The following is a 17,907-nucleotide window of genomic DNA, read 5'->3' on the forward strand; positions in this document are numbered from 1 at the left end:
CGTGTTAAATCTACCCCGCACTACGTAAAGGAGAATCGAGATGGCTTTTGATGATCTGCGCAGCTTTATGCACGCACTGGATGAGAACGGACAGCTGCTGAAAATCACCGAACAGGTGAAAGCGGAGCCGGATCTGGCCGCAGCCGCGAACGCCACAGGCCGGATCGGCGAGGGCGCACCCGCCCTGTATTTTGACAATGTGGAAGGATTCACCGACGCGCGTATCGCCTTAAATACCCTCGGGTCCTGGCCCAATCACGCCATTGCGATGGGATTACCGCCTTCCACGTCGACCAATGAACAGATTGCCGAATATATCCGCCGCTGGGATACGTTTCCAATAAAACCTGAGCGCCGTGAAAATCCGGCATGGGCAGAAAATACCGTCGACGGCGAAGACATTAATCTGTTCGACATTCTGCCGCTGTTTCGCCTTAACGACGGCGACGGCGGTTTCTATCTCGATAAAGCCTGCGTGGTATCCCGCGACCCGACGGATCCCGACAGTTTCGATAAACAGAATGTCGGCATTTATCGTATGGAAGTGAAGGGCAAACGTAAGCTCGGGCTGCAACCGGTGCCGATGCATGACATTGCGCTGCACTTACATAAAGCGGAAGAACGCGGCGAAGATTTACCGATAGTCATCACGCTGGGTAATGACCCGATTATCACGCTGATGGGCGCGACGCCGCTGAAATATGACCAGTCTGAATATGAAATGGCGGGCGCACTGCGTCAGGCGCCGTATCCGATTGCCACCGCACCGCTGACCGGTTTCGACGTGCCCTGGGGTTCAGAAGTGATCCTCGAAGGAGTGATTGAAGGGCGTAAACGCGAAATCGAAGGGCCGTTCGGCGAATTCACCGGGCACTATTCCGGTGGCCGCAACATGACCGTGGTGCATATCAATAAAGTGTCTTACCGCAATCATCCCATTTTTGAATCGCTGTATCTCGGCATGCCGTGGACTGAAATCGACTACCTGATGGGACCTGCCACCTGCGTGCCGCTGTATCAGCAACTCAAAGCCGAATTCCCGGAAGTACAGGCGGTCAACGCCATGTACACCCACGGTCTGCTGGCAATTATCTCCACCAAAAAACGGTACGGCGGTTTTGCCCGTGCCGTGGGGCTTCGCGCAATGACCACACCGCACGGTCTGGGCTACGTGAAAATGGTGATTATGGTCGATGAGGATGTGGATCCGTTTAACCTGCCGCAGGTGATGTGGGCGCTCTCCGCCAAGGTGAATCCGGCGGGCGACCTGGTTCAGCTGCCGAATATGTCCGTGCTGGAACTGGATCCGGGGTCATCGCCGGCGGGGATCACTGACAAACTGATCATTGACGCCACCACGCCGGTCGCACCGGATAACCGCGGTCATTACAGCCAGCCGGTACGCGATTTACCGGAAACCAAAGACTGGGTCGCCAGACTCAATTCCATGCTGGCTGAGCGCAAAGCCTGAGCATTTACCGACTCTATTAAGGAGTGATTATGATTTGTCCACGTTGTGCCGATGAGCATATTGAACTGATGGCCGTGTCGCCGGTAAAAGGCGTCTGGACCGTGCATCAGTGTCAGCATTGTTTATACACCTGGCGTTCCACCGAACCTTTGCGACGCACCAGCAGCGAACATTATCCCGAGGCGTTCCGTATGACGCAGGCGGATATTGATAATGCGCCGATGGTGCCGTCGATCCCGCCACTGCTTGCGGAGTAATGTTGTTTTCTCCTCCCTCTTAAAAGGGGGAGTAAAATGTTTCAGAAGCCGTTTTTCCGCAAATTCAGCTGAACATAAATTTCTCGCTAAAAATTGGCTTCTGTAATCTCTAAGATAATTCCTGAAATCAATCAGTTAATACCTCTCTTTGCTCGAAAACCTCGCCTTTTTTATCCAAAACAATCCCGCATTTTTGCCATCATAAACTCTGTAAAGGTAGACAGTTGTCGACTTTTCCTCTAAAAGTTCTGCAGTTCTCGCCAGACAAAACTAGTTTCCAATGGCAAGTAATAATTTCTGAATGTTAAAGAGCGGCGAAATCATAACCGCCAGGCATTGAGTTTTTACAAACACTACGACACACCTTTTGGAGAGTTTATGCATTCCTCTGATCACAAAAACGAGAGCCGGACGTTCTTCGGTCATCCTTATCCGCTGGGTTCTCTGTTCTTTACAGAAATGTGGGAGCGGTTCTCGTTTTACGGTATTCGTCCCTTACTGATCCTGTTCATGGCGGCGACGGTGTATGACGGCGGCATGGGGCTGGCGCGTGAAAACGCATCGGCCATCGTCGGTATCTTTGCCGGTTGTATGTATCTGGCGGCGTTGCCGGGTGGATGGCTGGCCGATAACTGGCTGGGTCAACAGCGGGCAGTCTGGTACGGCTCGATCCTGATTGCGCTGGGTCACCTGTCGATTGCTTTGTCGGCTTTCATGGGCGACAACCTGTTTTTCATCGGCCTGATGTTTATCGTGCTGGGTTCCGGCCTGTTCAAGACCTGTATTTCGGTCATGGTGGGGACGCTGTATAAGAAAGGCGATGCGCGCCGTGACGGTGGTTTCTCACTGTTTTATATGGGCATCAATATGGGTTCCTTTATCGCGCCGCTGATTTCCGGCTGGCTGATAAAAACGCACGGCTGGCACTGGGGCTTTGGCATCGGGGGTATCGGGATGCTGGTGGCGCTGATTATCTTCCGCGTGTATGCCGTTCCGGCGATGAAACGTTATGACAGCGAAGTCGGTCTGGATTCAACCTGGAATAATCCTGTCGCGAAGAAAAACGGCGTCGGCGCTTGGCTGCTGGTACTGGCAGTGGGTGTGGCGGTCGTCGTGACACTGATTGCGCAGGGCGTGATCGTCATTAATCCGGTCGCTGTCGCCAGCGTGCTGGTTTACGTGATTGCGGCTTCCGTGGCGCTGTACTTTATCTATCTGTTCCTGTTCGCCGGGCTTAACCGCAAAGAGCGCGCCAGACTGCTGGTTTGCTTTATCCTGCTGGTTTCCGCTGCGTTCTTCTGGTCTGCGTTTGAGCAGAAACCTACCTCGTTCAACTTGTTTGCGAATGACTACACCAACCGTATGATCGGCGATTTCGAAATCCCGGCGGTCTGGTTCCAGTCCATCAATGCGCTGTTTATCATTCTGCTGGCCCCGGTATTCAGCTGGGCATGGCCGATGATGGCACGTAAGAACATTCGTCCGAGCAGCATCACCAAGTTCATCATCGGTATTTTGTGCGCTGCGGCAGGCTTTGGCCTGATGATGATGGCAGCGCAAAACGTGCTGAGCAGCGGTGGCGCAGGCGTTTCGCCATTCTGGCTGGTGGGCAGTATTCTGATGCTGACGCTCGGTGAGCTGTGTCTGAGCCCGATAGGGCTTGCGACCATGACGCTGCTGGCGCCGGAAAGAATGCGCGGTCAGATGATGGGGCTGTGGTTCTGCGCCAGTGCGCTGGGTAATCTGGCGGCGGGTCTTATCGGCGGTCACGTGAAAGCCGATCAGCTGGACATGCTGCCTGATCTCTTCGCACGTTGTTCTATCGCGTTGCTTATCTGCGCCGCAGTGCTGTTCGTGCTGATCATTCCGGTGCGCAGAATGCTGGAAAATGCGCAGACCAAAACTGAGCAGAAGCCAGTGACCCACGCCTGACGGGCAGTGGCGCTGTTCATCACGAATAGCGCCGGGTACGAAAACAAAAATGAGGGGGTCTCCGGACCGCCTCATTTTTTTTTGTTCTTATCCATGTTACCGGTATCACATTAATCAAAAAACATAAGAAATTTATAACATCTCGCAATTGTGACTGCCTTTTAACCATTCTATAACAAGTCCTCGGGCCACGGACGGACTGACTTTTTTGTGTTTAACCCTACAAAAGGCAGGACGAAAAATGACGGCGAAGTTATCCGTAAAAGAAAAAATCAGCTACGGTCTGGGGGATATGGCGAGCCATATTGGCCTGGATAACGTGATTATATTTTTGACGTTTTATTACACCGATGTCGTGGGATTACCGGCGGTGTTCGTCGGGACAATGTTTCTGGTCGCTCGTGTGGCGGATGCGATTGTTGACCCTGCAATGGGGCTGATTGCCGACCGCACGCAGACCCGTTTTGGCAAGTTCCGCCCCTATATTCTCTGGCTCGCGCTGCCATTTGGTGCCAGTTGTTTACTGGTTTACGCGGTGCCGGAATCGCTCTCGCTGGGTGGCAAAATGGTCTACGCCAGCGTCACCTATTGCGTGATGATGCTGATGTATACCGCGATCAATATTCCTTACTGCTCTATGGGGGCTATCATCACGCCGGATAACACCCAGCGTATTTCGCTGCAATCCTACCGCTTTTTCCTCGCCACGCTTGGCGGCGCGATGTCCACGTTCCTGATGATGCCGCTGGCAGAAATGATGGGCGGCGGCAATAAACTCGACGGCTATTTCGGCGCGATGGCTGTAATGGCGTCGATTGCCGTGGTGATGTTCCTGCTGTGTTTTCTCAATACGAAAGAACGTATCAGCGCACCGCCAACGCACGAGAATTTCCTCTCCGATCTGCGCGATTTAGTGCGTAACGATCAATGGCGCGTGGTCGCGGCGCTGATCTTCTTCAACATCTCGTTTGGTGTCGTGCGTCTCGGCGCGATGATGTATTACGTCACCTATTATCTCGGTAACGCCAGCTACTTTATGTGGCTGCTGGCGGCACACATTATTGGCAAAAGCCTCGGCAGTTTGCTGGTCAAACCGCTTACCCGCAAACGCAGCAAACTGGCGGCATTCACGCTGTGCGCCATTCTGACCGGTGCGCTGAGCATGGCGATCTTCTTCGTTCCGGCGTGGATTTCCCTGCTGGTCGGCATGACGTTGCTGGTGTCCACGTTCTATCAGGTCACGACTACGCTGATGTGGGTGATGATGTCCGACGTGGTGGATTACGGCGAATACAAACAGGGCAAACGCATGGACGGCACCGTGTTCTCGACCTTGCTGGCGATCCTCAAAATGGGGATGGCGGTGAGCGGGGCGGTGGTCGGCTGGACACTCGGCATGAGCGGTTATGTGCCGCACGCCGCGCAGCAAAATACCGCCGCGATGCTGTCCATTATCGCGCTGTTCTCACTGGTGCCGGGCGTGCTCTCGATGTTCAGCGCGCTGTCGATGCGCTGGTACAAACTTAATGACGCCACCATGAAACAGATTAACCAGTCCAAAATTTCACGGGAACACGAGCCTGTCCCTCAGGCCACCTTGCATACACAGGAGTCCGCATGAGCGAATTAATCGCCGAAAAAAACCGTATCCTCTGGCATTTCGATCAGCAAACGCTGGTGATTGAATCCTGGGGTGAAAACAGCCTGCGCGTTCGCGCCACCTGCCGGCCTGAGCTCAATGATCATCTGTGGGCGCTGCTGCCAGCGGACAGTCAGCCGCAAACCGACATCAGCCGCGGCACCGAAACGCTGAGTATCCGCAACGGCAACATTACGGCGACGGTGAATATCAAAGGGCAGCTGGCGTTTTATAACCAGCGAGGTGAGCTGATCCTCGAGGAGTTCTGGCGTCAGCGTTCGACGGTCGGTATCGGCGCGACGGAGAAGAGTCAGGACAAATACATCAGCGCGCTGAAGATGGATGCCCGCGAATTCAAGGCCATTCCGGGCGGCAAGCATCAGCTGACCGTGCGTTTTGAATCACGCCCCGACGAGAAAATCTACGGCATGGGGCAATATCAGCAAAGCTGTCTGGATCTGAAAGGCTGCACGCTGGAACTGGCGCAGCGCAACTCCCAGGCCAGCGTACCCTTTATGCTCTCGAGCCTTGGCTACGGCATGCTGTGGAACAATCCGGCGATTGGCGAAGCGACGTTCGGCAAGAATATCACCCGCTGGGAAGCGCAGGTCACCGAGCAGATGGATTACTGGATAACCGTAGGTGATACGCCCGCTGACATCATGCATCAGTACGGTCGCGCGACCGGCACCGCACCGCAAATGCCGGAGTACGCCACCGGTTTCTGGCAGTGCAAACTGCGTTACCGCACGCAGCAGGAAGTGCTGGAAGTCGCACGGGAATACAAGCGCCGCCACCTGCCGATTTCGGTGATTGTCATCGACTTCTTCCACTGGCCGAATCAGGGCACCTGGTGCTTTGATCCGGTGGACTGGCCGGATCCGAAAGCGATGGTCGCGGAGCTTAAATCACTTGGCATCGAAACAATGGTGTCGGTCTGGCCGACGGTAGACAGCCGCACGGACAACTACAAAGAGATGAAATCCAAAGGTTATCTGGTCAACACCGATCGCGGTGTGTCGGTGAATCTGGATTTCCTCGGCAACTGTACGTTCTTCGATGCCACCCATCCCGGCGCACGTCAGTTTGTCTGGGAAAAGGTGAAGCAAAATTATTACGATCTGGGGATCCGCACTTTCTGGCTCGACGAAGCCGAGCCAGAATACCGCGCCTATGATTTTGATAATTATCGCTATCATCTCGGGCCTGTGCTGGAAGTCGGCAATATCTACCCGCAGAAATTTGCACAAGGGTTTTACGACGGCCTGCAACAGGAAGGCGAGCATGAAATCGTCAATCTGGTGCGCTGTGCCTGGGCAGGGAGTCAGCGATATGGCGTACTGGCGTGGTCTGGCGACATCCATTCTTCCTTCCACGCGCTGCGTAATCAGATTGCCGCAGGCCTGAACATGGGGCTGGCAGGCATTCCGTGGTGGACGACGGATATCGGCGGGTTCCAGGGCGGTAACGTCAATGACCCTGCGTTTCAGGAACTGCTGATCCGCTGGTTCCAGTGGGGCGTATTCTGTCCGGTGATGCGTCTGCACGGTTACCGCGAGCCGCAAATACAGCCGTCAGAACCGTGGCGCGACGGTATTGCGCAGTGCAACAGCGGCGCGCCGAATGAAGTGTGGAGCTACGGCGAAGAGAATTACGAGCTGATGAAAAGCGGCCTGTTCCTGCGTGAAAAACTGCGTCCTTACATCAGCCGCGTGATGCAGCAAGCCCACGAGAACGGCGATCCGGCAATGCGCACCATGTTCTACCAGTATCCGGATCAGGCCGAAAGCTGGCAGGTGGAAGATCAATACATGCTCGGCGCCGACATTCTTGTCGCGCCGGTGCTGTACGCGGGTCTGCGTGAACGCAAAGTTTGGCTACCGGCGGGGGAAAGGTGGGTGGCGCTCAACGGGGAACGGTATGAAGGTGGAAGGGCGGTTACGGTCGCCGCGCCGATGAGTGAAATCCCGGTGTTTGTGCGGGAATCGGCAGATCCGTCTGCGCGGGCGATATTGTAATCGGGTTGCAGATGGCCGCTGCAACGGGGCGGCTATTTAGAACAGAAAGGTGACAGTTTCGGTTTCTTAATAACTGTGATCACCTGGCCTTTGGCGCCGAGCCGAACCGAGCAGAGGGGAAAGGCTTTTCCCCTCTGCTCGCCTTCGCTTTTTTACTGCCAGATGCGCTCACTGGGTATGTTTCTTGTAACACAGTGATAGCTGCAATATTCCACCGCTGCGCGGAGCCCTCCACTACCGCGATCTGACCGCCCTCCCAGCCCGCAGTGCAACTGCAAATCGATTTATCACAAAACTGTTAACTCTCCGCGAGGATTCCGTAATCCATCCCCTTGTAGTCTGATGCCATCGACAGTAACCGGATCGGTGACAATAATGATTAACAGACGCAATTTCCTACTGGGCAGCAGTGCGGTTTCCGCGGTCGCGGTGATAGGGCTGCTCCCGACGTTTTTCCCACGCAAAGCGGATGCGCAGGCCAAAGCCGAAAAATTTGAATTTACCCTGACCGATGAGCAGTGGCATCAGAAGCTCAACGATGATCAGTACCATATTCTGCGCGAGGCGGGCACCGAACATCCTTATTCCAGCCCGTTAAATAATGAGCATCGTGTGGGTGAATTTGCCTGCGCGGGCTGCACTCTTCCTCTCTTTTCATCGGCCACAAAATTCGACAGCCATACAGGCTGGCCGAGTTTCTGGAAGCCGTTACCCAATGCCGCGCTGACCAGCCGGGATACCTCGTTTGGCATGGTGCGTGATGAAGTGCATTGTCGCCGCTGCGGCGGGCATTTGGGACATGTGTTTGATGACGGCCCGCAGCCGACCGGCCTGCGTTATTGCATGAACGGGCTGGCGATGACGTTCACCCCCAAAGCTTAATCAGTCAGGACATTCACAATGAAAAATGCATCTAAAAAAGTGCGCAGCTTGCGTAATTACAGCCTGATAGCCGGACTGGTGCTGGCTTCGGCTTTTGCCTTTCAAAATAATGCCTGGTCGTGGGGCGGTGGAGCAGAACCGGCGGTGGTCATCCCCGCACCGATAAAAGATGAGCCTGCGGGAACGTCGCACAGCGAAACGGCTTTGTTTGCCGGTGGCTGTTTCTGGGGTATTCAGGGCGTATTCCAGCATGTGAAAGGCGTCACCAGTGCGGTGTCGGGATATGCAGGCGGCGAGGCGCAAACGGCCAGCTATGAGCAGGTGAGCAACGGCGATACCGGCCACGCAGAATCCGTCAAAGTCACGTTTGACCCGACGCAGGTGAGTTACGGTGAACTGCTGCATATTTTCTTCTCAGTGGGACATAACCCGACGGAGCTAAACCGTCAGGGGCCGGACACCGGCAGTCAGTATCGTTCGGCGGTTTTCCCGCTTAATCAGGCGCAGGCGGAAGTAGCAAAAGCGTACATTGCCCAGCTCAACGCCAGCCACAGTTACAGCGAACCGCTGGTGACGAAAGTGGAAAGCAGTGCACACTTTTATCCGGCTGAGGCTTATCACCAGAACTTCTTAAACGATAACCCGGATTATCCGTACATCGTGGTGAATGACTTGCCGAAAATTAAAGATTTGAAACAACATTTCCCGGCGGATTATCGCGAACAACCGGTGCTGGTGAAGGGGGTTAACCCATAGGAAAAAATAAAGACGCCGCGGCGTTATCCGCGGCGGCTTCTTAAGGGGTTAACTGAACAGATTATCCGGATTTACCGTGGCTTAAAATCCGTAACGGATAGCATCTTTGCTTTGTTGCATCAGCGCATCAATTTTTTCTGAATACCGCTCCAGCCCTTTGCCGTCCCCGGCTTCAGAACACTGGCGACGTCGCGCGTTATACGCTTTCATCAGTTGCGCCTGTGCAAATCCCGGTTTGCCGTAACAGGCCATGCTTTCCTCCCAGCAGGCAATTGCGGCATCCAGATCCTGCTGCGCCTGATACTGTTTTCCCAGCTCGTTAAGCGCTTTCGCCGACTCCTGAGGGGGCAGTTGCTGCGCTAAAATTTGCTCAATACGAGTGTCCATAATCATGACCTCCGGCTCACTTAATGGAAGAAGTTAAGGATATGACCAAATACCAGCCCGACGCTGATGACATCAGAGTCACTGAATGTTACGTTCGAGAAGCCAAACTTACCCAACAGTGGCAGCAGCAACGCCGGCAGCAGAGTGATAAACAGGCCGTGGAAAATCCCGCCGATAATCGCGCCGCGACGCCCGCCGACGGCGTTACCGAAGATGCCCGCCGTGCCGCCCGCGAAGAAGTTGGTCAGCATGCCCGGTAGGATCATCGCCAGTCCGAGGCTCGGGAACAAGAACATGCCGATCACCGAACCGATGGTGGTCGAGATAAAGCCGATAATGACCGCGTTCGGGGCATAGGGGAAAAGCACCGGACAGTCGAGCGCAGGAATGGCGTTCGGCACAATACGCAGGGCGATACCGCGGAAAGCCGGGACGATTTCAGCCAGCAGCAGGCGGACACCTGACAGCAGCACGTAAACGCCGACCACAAACTGAATGGATTGCAGGAACGAATAGACCAGATAGTTAACGCTGTTGGCATAAGGCGCGATGACTTCCGGGCCTGCTGCAATTGCCGGGATCAGGTAAATCGGGATCATCACCACCATCATCGACAGATAGGTGTCTTGCAGGAAAGAGAAGGATTGCGGCAGCTCGAAGTCTTCGGTGCTTTTACTGACATCGCCGGTAAGTTTCGCCACACCGGCCTGCACGATATAGCCGATAGTGCAGAAATGGCCGAGGGCAATGTCATCGGAGCCGGTAATTTTGCGCACAATCGGCTGAGCCAGCACCGGCATCCCGACGGCCATTACACCGGCAATAATCCCGCCGGTCAGGATAAGCTCGGTACCGCGCAGACCGCCCATGTAGCCGATGACGGAACAGACCGTGGCCATCCACAGCGACGCCTGTCCGGTGAGGAAGATATATTTGAAACGGGTCAGGCGGGCAATCAGGATATTGACGATAAACGCCAGTACCATAATTAATGCCGTTTCACGCCCGAGAGTTTGCTGTGCGATACCGGCAATAGAACCGACGTCGGTAACAATCCCGCGCATATGAAATCCTTTCTGGAATATTTCACCCAGAAAGGTCAGGGTATTAACAATTATGCTGGCACCCGAAAGCAGAACCAAAAAACCCAGAAGCGTTTTTAATGTACCGGTAATAACTTGCCCGGTGCTTTTCTTTAATGCGATCAGGCCAATCATGGCGATCAGTGATATTAATATTGATGCCTGGCCTAATACATCATTGACAATAAAGTGAAGGAAAGACATAAGCGTCCCCTGTAGAGTTCACGGTAATTGTTCTGTCGATTTATAAGTGTTTTTACTTTAAATAATAATTTATTAAATGGCCAGATGTCCCATTTCCTGAAGGATAGGAGTCAGCTTGGTCTTTATTTCATTTTTATCAACCAGACGCTTCAGATAAATAATGTTGGCGTTGATTGTGTAATGCTGGAATTGCGATCTGAAGTTTTCGCCGGTCATAATAATGTCGGCTCTCGATGACGTGGCACTGGAAATATCACAATGTGATAAATCGGCTTCCACACCCAAATCTTTTAACGCTGCTTCGATACTCATTTCACAGGCAAAACTGCTGCCCAGACCCGCACCGCATACCGCCAGGATTGATAGCTTTTTCATCATTTTTCCTTACGTTCTTTGTAGGTGTTCATAAAGGGTTATGTTTATCTCTTTTCACTTCACGTTTAAAACTGCCGGATGATATCTAATGCTTCCTGTCTGTTTTTACTGCGTTTTAACCGCTCTGCCGCCTCGTCATCACAGAACAGATGGGAAAGGCTGGCAATCATTTCTATGTGCGAATGGCTGTCCACAGCGGCCAGCGCGAAGATGACGTAAACCGGATCGTTATCTTCACTGCCAAACTCAACGCCTTCTGAAACAATCACCAGGGACAGTGCCGTATGGTTAACCCCCTCTTCTGGCCGGGCGTGTGGCATCGCAATACCTTCGCCCAAAACATAATAAGGCCCGATTTCCCGGTGCATATCATATATAGCCTGAAGATAACGGTTTTCCGCTGCGCCCGAATCAATTAACGGTTGCACGGCGAATGCCACTGCACTTTTCCAGTCTTCTATTTTACTGATGATTTGCGTGTTATTTTCATTAATCCAGTCGCTTAACATAATGCCTCTTCATAAGAGTAGGGTATTTTCTCAGTATGATATTTAATTAAAATAAAAACTGTGATCTATCCAGTCCTGTTAGCCATCAATGAAAGATAATAATTTCAGGCGACCTGAAAGAATGAATGATAGCAGAGGTTTAACAACGTCCTGATATCAGAATTAACTTACTTTTTCGGTAAACGAATATTTCCTCTGGTCAGCTTTCATTGAATTTGTGTGTCGAATGAATTGATTATCCACTGATGAATATCAACAATATTTACAGGCTTGTTTTGTCCAATAACATTCTGATCAACAGAATAAACTGGTCCTGATGTTATTGGCCGTGCATTTCCTGCGAGAATTTTTAATTCGGGAATATATTCTGCCCCGACATGTCCCGGTAAACGTTCGCCCAGTCGTGAGGCAAAACGTCTGGCAGCCAGTTCAGCATCAATCTGGCACCAGATTTCCACGACCTGCGTGACGCCCGCCCGTTGCAGATAATCCTGCAAGACTTCCTGGGGCTGAAAACCAAACCACGCATCGACAATAAAAGTGCTGCCCTGTGGTGCGCCGTCGATGATGTCCCAGATAACCTGATAGCTTGCCAGCCCAAGTACGCGGTTAAAAGGGCGGTCAACGTTCTCTAATCGCTGAAGAAAAGGATTTTTAATGCCATCAAGCGACAGTTGCAGCCAGCCGCTGTGTGCAGAAAGCTCAACAGCGAGCCGGCTTTTACCTGACGCCGGGATCCCGTTCACCAGGATAACGCGTTTGCTGGTAAAGCCATTTCGTGAGGCGCTTCTGTTATCAGACATGTTCCACCTGTTGTGTTTGGTTATGTGCCGGTGCATGGAAATACTGTTGAATGACAGCCTGCAACTCGTTCAGACGCGGTACCGCCAGCGATTCCAGACGGGATTTCGTTGCGTTGCGATCCAGCGAAATGCAGTCTTTCCACAATGAACGGCCTGCGATAACGCCTGACGCGCCCTCACTCATGGCATCTGCGACTTGTTTGAGGAAAGTGGAATGGTCAACGCCCGCTGAAAGCACCGCCCAGGGCACGACCCCTGCAAGTTTGGTGATGTCAGCACAGGCTTGTTTGGAGCCCGGATAAGGCAGTTTTAGCACTTTCGCGCCGCATTCCAGGCAAATCTTCGTGCCGCCATAAATCAGTGACGGGACTTTTTCTTTATATTCTTCCTCGGTTTCGTTGTCGAGTTTATAGGTCAAAAACTCCACCACCAGCAGCAGGTCTTCGCGGGCGAAGTCCTCAATACACTGACGCAGAATATCAATGTTATGTCGGTTAGCGGCTTCCTGATCGGAGCGCAGATAGACCATGATTTTACCACCGGTCGCCCCCAGTTCACGTACGCGGCGTGCATCTACGTTAGCGACAAGGCGTGACAGACGATAACCTTCCGGCGAATTATCCCAGCCAGAAGCATCAAGGCCAATGAGCAGCGCGGTGTCGCGGGCAATAATCCCGTTATCCACCAGTTGCGGGACGGCGCAAACCGGATCGACCAGCACACAGGAGGCTTTACTGGCGAGATATTGGGTGATGTCGGCTTTGATAAGCCCGAGTTCATGTTCTGAAATGGCAGATTGTTGCTGCGGGTCGCTGGCGAGCAGGCTGCGCATGGCGCCACGCTGGTCACAGGCGATCACCAGCATCGCACCGTTCTTGCCGCAAATCTGCTGATAACTGCGTAATTCTGAAGTAGACATTTTTGACATGGAACTCTCCTTTGCGTGAAATTTATTACAGATGAAAAAATCTCGATTACACTGGACGTTCTGTCTTTGCCCCCTGACGAAAAGGGGCGGAAAATCGCGTAACACGCCGTTTTACAAGGGTTGAAGCCCGAACCGGCACATTGCATTTTTACAGGTGTTGCGCAATAATCCCTCAATCGACGATTTGAGTGTAATTCATTACTGAAAGGAATTTCAAGCTGAAAGAGCCAATTTTGCAAGATATTGCAGCAACGCGTGCCATGATGCATCTGGTGGCGAAGCTGCATTACGAGTCTGATATGTCTCAGGTGGAGATTGCACGCAAGCTGGATGTGTCGACGGCAACCATTTCCCGGTTGCTGAATAAAGCCCGTGCGGCAGGGATTGTGCGCATCGAAGTGGTGGGTTTATCGTCGCCGGAAGACATGACAACTGACCTGATGAAACGCCTCGGACTCAGACACGCGTATGTGGTGGATGCGCCACCGGGCAACGTGCTGGGCGCGTTGGCGACACCGCTGGCTTCTTTGTTACAGGAAGCCGGTTTAGGTGCTGGATCAGTGCTCGGTATCGGCTGGGGAAGGGCCGTGCGGGAAGTGACGCTGGCGGGTATGCCGCGTCTGCCGGGCATTATGACCGTCGCGCTCAACGGGGGTATGCAACAATCGGCCCCGCATTTCCAGATAACCGAGTTCGTGCGCCGTGCGGCAGAACAGATGGAAGGCACGCCGTATTTTCTGCACGCCCCTTATCTTTCATCGGCGGAATTGCGTGATGCGTTTCTCGCAGACCCGAGTGTGCAGGAAATTATTTCACTCTGGGATCGGCTCGATGCGGCGATTGTCGGTGTAGGCCTGACGCATACCCCTAAACCGAGTGAATCCACCACGGCAACACCGGGTGAGCAGGCGCTGAGTGATGCAGCGGGGGATGTGCTGCGTCATTACTTCACCGAATCTGGCGATTTACTGCATTGGGAAGGGGAAGAAAGAATGATTGCCGCCTCGGCAGAACAGCTGCGCAAAACGCCGCTAACCATTGGTGTGGCCGCCACCCCCGAAAAAGCCGCGGGGATTATTGGCGCAGTGCGCTCAGGCATGATCAATTCGCTGGTCACAGATGTGAATACCGCCCAGGCGATTCTGGACAAATTGCCGGTGGCCTGAATTTAAAGAAAGTTAAACGGAGGGGAGCGATAGCGTGCTAATGAGTTGGCGACCGTTTTGATCGCTCAACTCAGACTATTTTCTCTTCAGCTTTGTGCTATCTGCCCAGGTTATTTCGCCAGCAGTTCTTTACGCACGATTTCTGCACCGGCGCTTAATGCATCCAGCTTACCGCGTGCAACGCCGCGTGGCAGAGGGATCATGCCGCAGTTGGTGCACGGATAGAGTTTGTCCGCATCGACAAATTGGAGTGCTTTACGCAGCGTTGCGGCAACTTCTTCCGGTGTTTCAATGGTATTGGTGGCCACGTCGATAGCGCCGACCATCACTTTTTTACCGCGGATCAGCTCCATCAGTTCCATCGGAACATGTGAGTGATGGCATTCCAGCGAGATAATATCGATATTAGATTTTTGCAGTTTCGGGAAGATCTCTTCGTATTGTCTCCACTCCGTGCCCAGCGTTTTCTTCCAGTCGGTGTTGGCTTTGATGCCGTAGCCGTAGCAGATGTGGACAGCCGTTTCGCATTTCAGCCCTTCAATGGCTCTTTCTAAGGTGGCGATACCCCAGTCGTTCACTTCATCGAAGAACACATTAAAGGCTGGCTCATCAAACTGGATGATATCGACGCCCGCCGCCTCTAACTCTTTGGCTTCTTCGTTGAGAATTTTAGCGAATTCCCAGGCGAGTTTTTCGCGACTTTTATAGTGATTGTCATACAGTGTGTCGATCATGGTCATCGGTCCCGGAAGGGCCCATTTGATCGGCTGCGTGGTTTGCTTACGTAAAAACTTCGCATCTTCGACAAAAACGGACTTCTTACGACTCACCGGCCCGACAACGGTTGGCACACTTGCTTCATAGCGGTTGCGGATCTTAACGATCTCACGCTTCTCGAAATCAACGCCTTCGAGATGCTCGATAAATGTGGTGACAAAATGCTGACGCGTTTGCTCGCCATCGCTGACGATATCAATACCGGCCTGTTGCTGATCTTCCAGACATAAACGCAGTGCGTCGAGTTTGCCGTCAACTAATTCCTGACCTTCCAGTTTCCAGGGTGACCAGAGTGTCTCTGGCTGCGCAATCCAGGACGGCTTCGGTAAGCTGCCCGCAGTCGATGTCGGTAATAATTTTTTCATCACAGGTGACCTTATATTTTTTTTGGTAAATCAGAGAACGGGTTCAGCGGACCATTGTTTGAGAACAGCCTGGTAAGGTTTAATAAATTGCTCTTCAGTAAATTTACCCTGCTCAACAGCCAGCTGGCTACGTTCTTCCCGGTCATAAACAATCCGGGTTAATGAGTAATCCTGGAAATTCAGGCTAGGTTGATATTCTTTTCCTGCCACGGAATTTGCATTATAAATTTCAGGGCGATAAATCTTCTGGAAAGTCTCCATCGTGCTGATCGTGCCAATCAACTCAAGATCTGTGTAATCGCTGAGTAAATCGCCGCTGAAATAAAACGCCAAAGGCGCAACGCTGTGTTCAGGCATGAAGTAGCGGGCGCGCAATCCCATTTTGGAGAAATATTCATCAGTCAGGGAAGGTGCATCCTGCTGATATTCGATGCCTAATACAGGATGTTGATTTCCGGTACGGTAATAAGTGTTTTTACTGGAGACGCTCAGGCAGATAACCGGTGATTTCTTAAAGTACTCTTTGTAAGTCGCTGAATTAACGAAGCGTTTAAAGATATCACCGTGTAAGACGCCAAAATTTTCCGGCAGACTGAATCCGGACTTGTTCTTATTATGCTCAGGCAGTACCACGCTGAAGTCATAATCACGAACATAAGAGGAAAAGTTATTGCCTAAAATGCCTTCAAAACGTTCGTTGGTTATTTTATCAACAATATTGGTTTTTAATATTTCAATCACCGGGAAGGCGTCGGACCTACCCTCTATATTAATATTTAACTGCGCGGTAATAATGTCCAGTTCGACAGAGTAACGATCACCCTTTGGGTTGTCCCAGTGCGCCAGAGAATTGAAACGATTGTCGATCATCACCAGAGTGTTATGCAGGTTTTCCTGACGTTTCTCACCCCTTGCCAGATTAGCGAAGTTTGTCGTAATACGCGTATTTTCCGAAGGGTTATAATTTTCGTCGAAACGAATGCTCTTAAGAGTAAAGTTAAATTTATTATTCATTTTAGTCAGGTGCCCCGGCTGCTGAAAAATCTACGTTATTTCAGTAGTCTTTATATTTTAAGAGTGAATCGCGATGACTCTTTTATGCCTGAGTCACTGAGTGAAAAAAAGTGATATAAATTCACTGAACATGAACAAAGTTCATGTTGGGGGAGGGGCAATGAATTTTTCACTGTTCTGTTTCTGGTGACTCAGTCAGGCAGCCCTGACAACCCGTTATTTTTGCGGATGGCCTGTCTTCCACCACTATGGTAAACGTTAACCCCTCTATCATCGTTTTAATACGCAGCTGCTGTGCGGGGCGTAACTTTTGATGCAACGTCACAAGGAGTATTTCATGAAGAACAGAATTCTTGGCAAAACGGGCCAGAGCGTTTCTGAAATCGGTTTTGGTGCCTGGGCTATCGGCGGTACCTGGGGTGAAGTCAGCATGGAAGATGCGAAAGGCGCGTTGAATGCGGCGCTGGACGCAGGAATGACGTTTATCGACACCGCAGATGTTTACGGCGACGGACGTTCAGAAAAGATCATTGCTGATGTGTTAAAAGAACGTGGAGGCGAGCGTCCATTCGTCGCAACTAAACTGGGTCGTCGTCTTTCCCCGCATGTGGCGGCGGGTTACACCGATAAAAACCTCAATGAATATGTCGATCGCTCCCGCGAAAATTTGCAAATGGATACGCTTGACCTGGTGCAGCTGCATTGTCCGCCAACCGAAATCTATTACACCCCTGAAGTTTTCGCCGTGATGGATGACATGATCAAAAACGCTAAAATTCGCAGCTACGGGGTTTCTGTTGAAAAAGTGGAAGAGGGGCTGAAAGCGCTCGAATTTCCGAATGTGTCTTCCATTCAGCTGATTTACAACATTTTCAGACAGCGGCCAGCTGAGCTTTTAATGCGCGAGGCGAAACGTCGGGATGTCGGCATCATTGCCCGCGTGCCGCTGGCTTCCGGCCTGCTGACAGGAAAAATGACAGCAGATACCGCGTTCTCGGCCGATGACCATCGCGCGTTTAACCGTAATGGGGAACAGTTCGATAAAGGAGAGACGTTTGCAGGCGTGCCTTTCGATGTTGCGCTTGATGCGGTGGAAGATATCCGTCGTCTGTTGCCCGGTGATATGACGATGGCTAAATTTGCCCTGCGCTGGATCCTGATGAATGAAAATGTCTCCGTCATCATCCCCGGTTCTAAAAATAAAGCGCAGTCAGAAACCAATGCGCAGGCAAGCGATGTCGCTGCCCTTTCTGATGAAACGATGTCTGCGCTAAAAAATATTTATCAGAGCAAAATCGCCCCGTGGGTACATCAGCGCTGGTAAGAAAATCAGGCCTTCCTG

Annotated in this window: 17 protein-coding genes; 9 read left to right on the forward strand and 8 right to left on the reverse strand. The window is 52.0% G+C overall.

Annotated elements, in window-relative coordinates; translation table 11 throughout:
- Positions 1-40: 40 nt before the first annotated feature.
- The 7 genes from D5398_RS21920 to msrA all read left to right on the forward strand — a co-directional run bounded on the left by D5398_RS21920 (position 41) and on the right by msrA (position 8,955).
- Positions 41-1,471, forward strand: coding sequence for a non-oxidative hydroxyarylic acid decarboxylases subunit C (locus D5398_RS21920; protein ID WP_120509522.1), 1,431 nt, complete (start codon positions 41-43; stop codon positions 1,469-1,471).
- A 29-nt stretch (positions 1,472-1,500) separates the two neighbouring features.
- Positions 1,501-1,728, forward strand: a complete 228-nt coding sequence (locus tag D5398_RS21925; protein WP_120509523.1) for a non-oxidative hydroxyarylic acid decarboxylases subunit D — start codon at positions 1,501-1,503, stop codon at positions 1,726-1,728.
- 378 nt (positions 1,729-2,106) lie between these two features.
- Positions 2,107-3,660: a peptide MFS transporter gene (locus D5398_RS21930; protein ID WP_120509524.1), complete on the forward strand. Its 1,554-nt coding sequence runs from the start codon at positions 2,107-2,109 to the stop codon at positions 3,658-3,660.
- A 241-nt stretch (positions 3,661-3,901) separates the two neighbouring features.
- Positions 3,902-5,281, forward strand: coding sequence for a glycoside-pentoside-hexuronide (GPH):cation symporter (locus D5398_RS21935; protein WP_120509525.1), 1,380 nt, complete (start codon positions 3,902-3,904; stop codon positions 5,279-5,281).
- Positions 5,278-7,317: a glycoside hydrolase family 31 protein gene (locus D5398_RS21940; protein WP_120509526.1), complete on the forward strand. Its 2,040-nt coding sequence runs from the start codon at positions 5,278-5,280 to the stop codon at positions 7,315-7,317. The genes D5398_RS21935 and D5398_RS21940 overlap by 4 nt, the downstream gene beginning before the upstream one ends.
- Positions 7,318-7,692: 375 nt before the next feature.
- Positions 7,693-8,199 carry a peptide-methionine (R)-S-oxide reductase MsrB gene (gene msrB, locus D5398_RS21945; RefSeq protein ID WP_120509527.1) on the forward strand — a complete coding sequence of 169 codons (507 nt, stop codon included), beginning with the start codon at positions 7,693-7,695 and terminating at the stop codon, positions 8,197-8,199.
- A gap of 18 nt (positions 8,200-8,217) precedes the next feature.
- The gene (msrA, locus tag D5398_RS21950; RefSeq protein ID WP_119824131.1) at positions 8,218-8,955 is read left to right on the forward strand and encodes a peptide-methionine (S)-S-oxide reductase MsrA; all 738 of its coding nucleotides are present in this window, start codon (positions 8,218-8,220) and stop codon (positions 8,953-8,955) included.
- 81 nt (positions 8,956-9,036) lie between these two features.
- Here msrA and D5398_RS21955 read toward each other — a convergent pair whose 3' ends face one another.
- From D5398_RS21955 to D5398_RS21980, 6 genes are all read right to left on the reverse strand, one after another.
- The gene (locus D5398_RS21955; RefSeq protein WP_120509558.1) at positions 9,037-9,342 is read right to left on the reverse strand and encodes a hypothetical protein; all 306 of its coding nucleotides are present in this window, start codon (positions 9,340-9,342) and stop codon (positions 9,037-9,039) included.
- A gap of 20 nt (positions 9,343-9,362) precedes the next feature.
- Positions 9,363-10,628 carry a PTS sugar transporter subunit IIC gene (locus D5398_RS21960; protein ID WP_113876467.1) on the reverse strand — a complete coding sequence of 422 codons (1,266 nt, stop codon included), beginning with the start codon at positions 10,626-10,628 and terminating at the stop codon, positions 9,363-9,365.
- A gap of 72 nt (positions 10,629-10,700) precedes the next feature.
- Positions 10,701-11,003, reverse strand: coding sequence for a PTS sugar transporter subunit IIB (locus D5398_RS21965; RefSeq protein WP_113876466.1), 303 nt, complete (start codon positions 11,001-11,003; stop codon positions 10,701-10,703).
- A gap of 65 nt (positions 11,004-11,068) precedes the next feature.
- On the reverse strand, positions 11,069-11,512 hold the full coding sequence (locus D5398_RS21970) for a PTS sugar transporter subunit IIA (RefSeq protein WP_113876465.1): 444 nt from the start codon (positions 11,510-11,512) through the stop codon (positions 11,069-11,071).
- A 206-nt stretch (positions 11,513-11,718) separates the two neighbouring features.
- Positions 11,719-12,315, reverse strand: coding sequence for a P-loop nucleotide/nucleoside kinase family protein (locus tag D5398_RS21975; protein ID WP_120509528.1), 597 nt, complete (start codon positions 12,313-12,315; stop codon positions 11,719-11,721).
- A complete protein-coding gene (locus D5398_RS21980) occupies positions 12,308-13,243 on the reverse strand; it encodes a tagatose-bisphosphate aldolase (RefSeq protein ID WP_119824137.1) in 936 nt (311 codons plus the stop codon). The genes D5398_RS21975 and D5398_RS21980 overlap by 8 nt, the downstream gene beginning before the upstream one ends.
- A gap of 233 nt (positions 13,244-13,476) precedes the next feature.
- On the opposite strand from D5398_RS21980, the gene D5398_RS21985 reads away from it, so the two are divergent.
- Positions 13,477-14,409, forward strand: a complete 933-nt coding sequence (locus D5398_RS21985) for a sugar-binding transcriptional regulator (protein WP_119824139.1) — start codon at positions 13,477-13,479, stop codon at positions 14,407-14,409.
- 110 nt (positions 14,410-14,519) lie between these two features.
- Here the strand turns inward: D5398_RS21985 and D5398_RS21990 are convergent, their stop codons facing one another.
- Entirely contained in the window at positions 14,520-15,551 is a 1,032-nt protein-coding gene (locus tag D5398_RS21990) for a methionine synthase (protein WP_113876461.1), read from the reverse strand.
- A 30-nt stretch (positions 15,552-15,581) separates the two neighbouring features.
- Positions 15,582-16,565, reverse strand: coding sequence for a DUF1852 domain-containing protein (locus D5398_RS21995; protein WP_120509529.1), 984 nt, complete (start codon positions 16,563-16,565; stop codon positions 15,582-15,584).
- 337 nt (positions 16,566-16,902) lie between these two features.
- Between D5398_RS21995 and D5398_RS22000 the strand changes: the two genes are divergently transcribed.
- Positions 16,903-17,889 carry an aldo/keto reductase gene (locus tag D5398_RS22000; RefSeq protein WP_120509530.1) on the forward strand — a complete coding sequence of 329 codons (987 nt, stop codon included), beginning with the start codon at positions 16,903-16,905 and terminating at the stop codon, positions 17,887-17,889.
- Positions 17,890-17,907: the final 18 nt, after the last annotated feature.

This window comes from Rahnella bruchi, assembly GCF_003614975.1.
Lineage (GTDB): Bacteria > Pseudomonadota > Gammaproteobacteria > Enterobacterales > Enterobacteriaceae > Rahnella > Rahnella bruchi.

Excerpts from the sequence above, each read along its gene's own strand:
- D5398_RS21920 (WP_120509522.1), top strand. The coding sequence starts at position 41 with ATGGCTTTTGATGATCTGCGCAGCTTTATGCACGCACTGGATGAGAAC.
- D5398_RS21925 (WP_120509523.1), top strand. The coding sequence starts at position 1,501 with ATGATTTGTCCACGTTGTGCCGATGAGCATATTGAACTGATGGCCGTG.
- D5398_RS21930 (WP_120509524.1), top strand. The coding sequence starts at position 2,107 with ATGCATTCCTCTGATCACAAAAACGAGAGCCGGACGTTCTTCGGTCAT.
- D5398_RS21935 (WP_120509525.1), top strand. The coding sequence starts at position 3,902 with ATGACGGCGAAGTTATCCGTAAAAGAAAAAATCAGCTACGGTCTGGGG.
- D5398_RS21940 (WP_120509526.1), top strand. The coding sequence starts at position 5,278 with ATGAGCGAATTAATCGCCGAAAAAAACCGTATCCTCTGGCATTTCGAT.
- msrB (WP_120509527.1), top strand. The coding sequence starts at position 7,693 with ATGATTAACAGACGCAATTTCCTACTGGGCAGCAGTGCGGTTTCCGCG.
- msrA (WP_119824131.1), top strand. The coding sequence starts at position 8,218 with ATGAAAAATGCATCTAAAAAAGTGCGCAGCTTGCGTAATTACAGCCTG.
- D5398_RS21955 (WP_120509558.1), bottom strand. The coding sequence starts at position 9,342 with ATGGACACTCGTATTGAGCAAATTTTAGCGCAGCAACTGCCCCCTCAG.
- D5398_RS21960 (WP_113876467.1), bottom strand. The coding sequence starts at position 10,628 with ATGTCTTTCCTTCACTTTATTGTCAATGATGTATTAGGCCAGGCATCA.
- D5398_RS21965 (WP_113876466.1), bottom strand. The coding sequence starts at position 11,003 with ATGAAAAAGCTATCAATCCTGGCGGTATGCGGTGCGGGTCTGGGCAGC.
- D5398_RS21970 (WP_113876465.1), bottom strand. The coding sequence starts at position 11,512 with ATGTTAAGCGACTGGATTAATGAAAATAACACGCAAATCATCAGTAAA.
- D5398_RS21975 (WP_120509528.1), bottom strand. The coding sequence starts at position 12,315 with ATGTCTGATAACAGAAGCGCCTCACGAAATGGCTTTACCAGCAAACGC.
- D5398_RS21980 (WP_119824137.1), bottom strand. The coding sequence starts at position 13,243 with ATGTCAAAAATGTCTACTTCAGAATTACGCAGTTATCAGCAGATTTGC.
- D5398_RS21990 (WP_113876461.1), bottom strand. The coding sequence starts at position 15,551 with ATGAAAAAATTATTACCGACATCGACTGCGGGCAGCTTACCGAAGCCG.
- D5398_RS21995 (WP_120509529.1), bottom strand. The coding sequence starts at position 16,565 with ATGAATAATAAATTTAACTTTACTCTTAAGAGCATTCGTTTCGACGAA.
- D5398_RS22000 (WP_120509530.1), top strand. The coding sequence starts at position 16,903 with ATGAAGAACAGAATTCTTGGCAAAACGGGCCAGAGCGTTTCTGAAATC.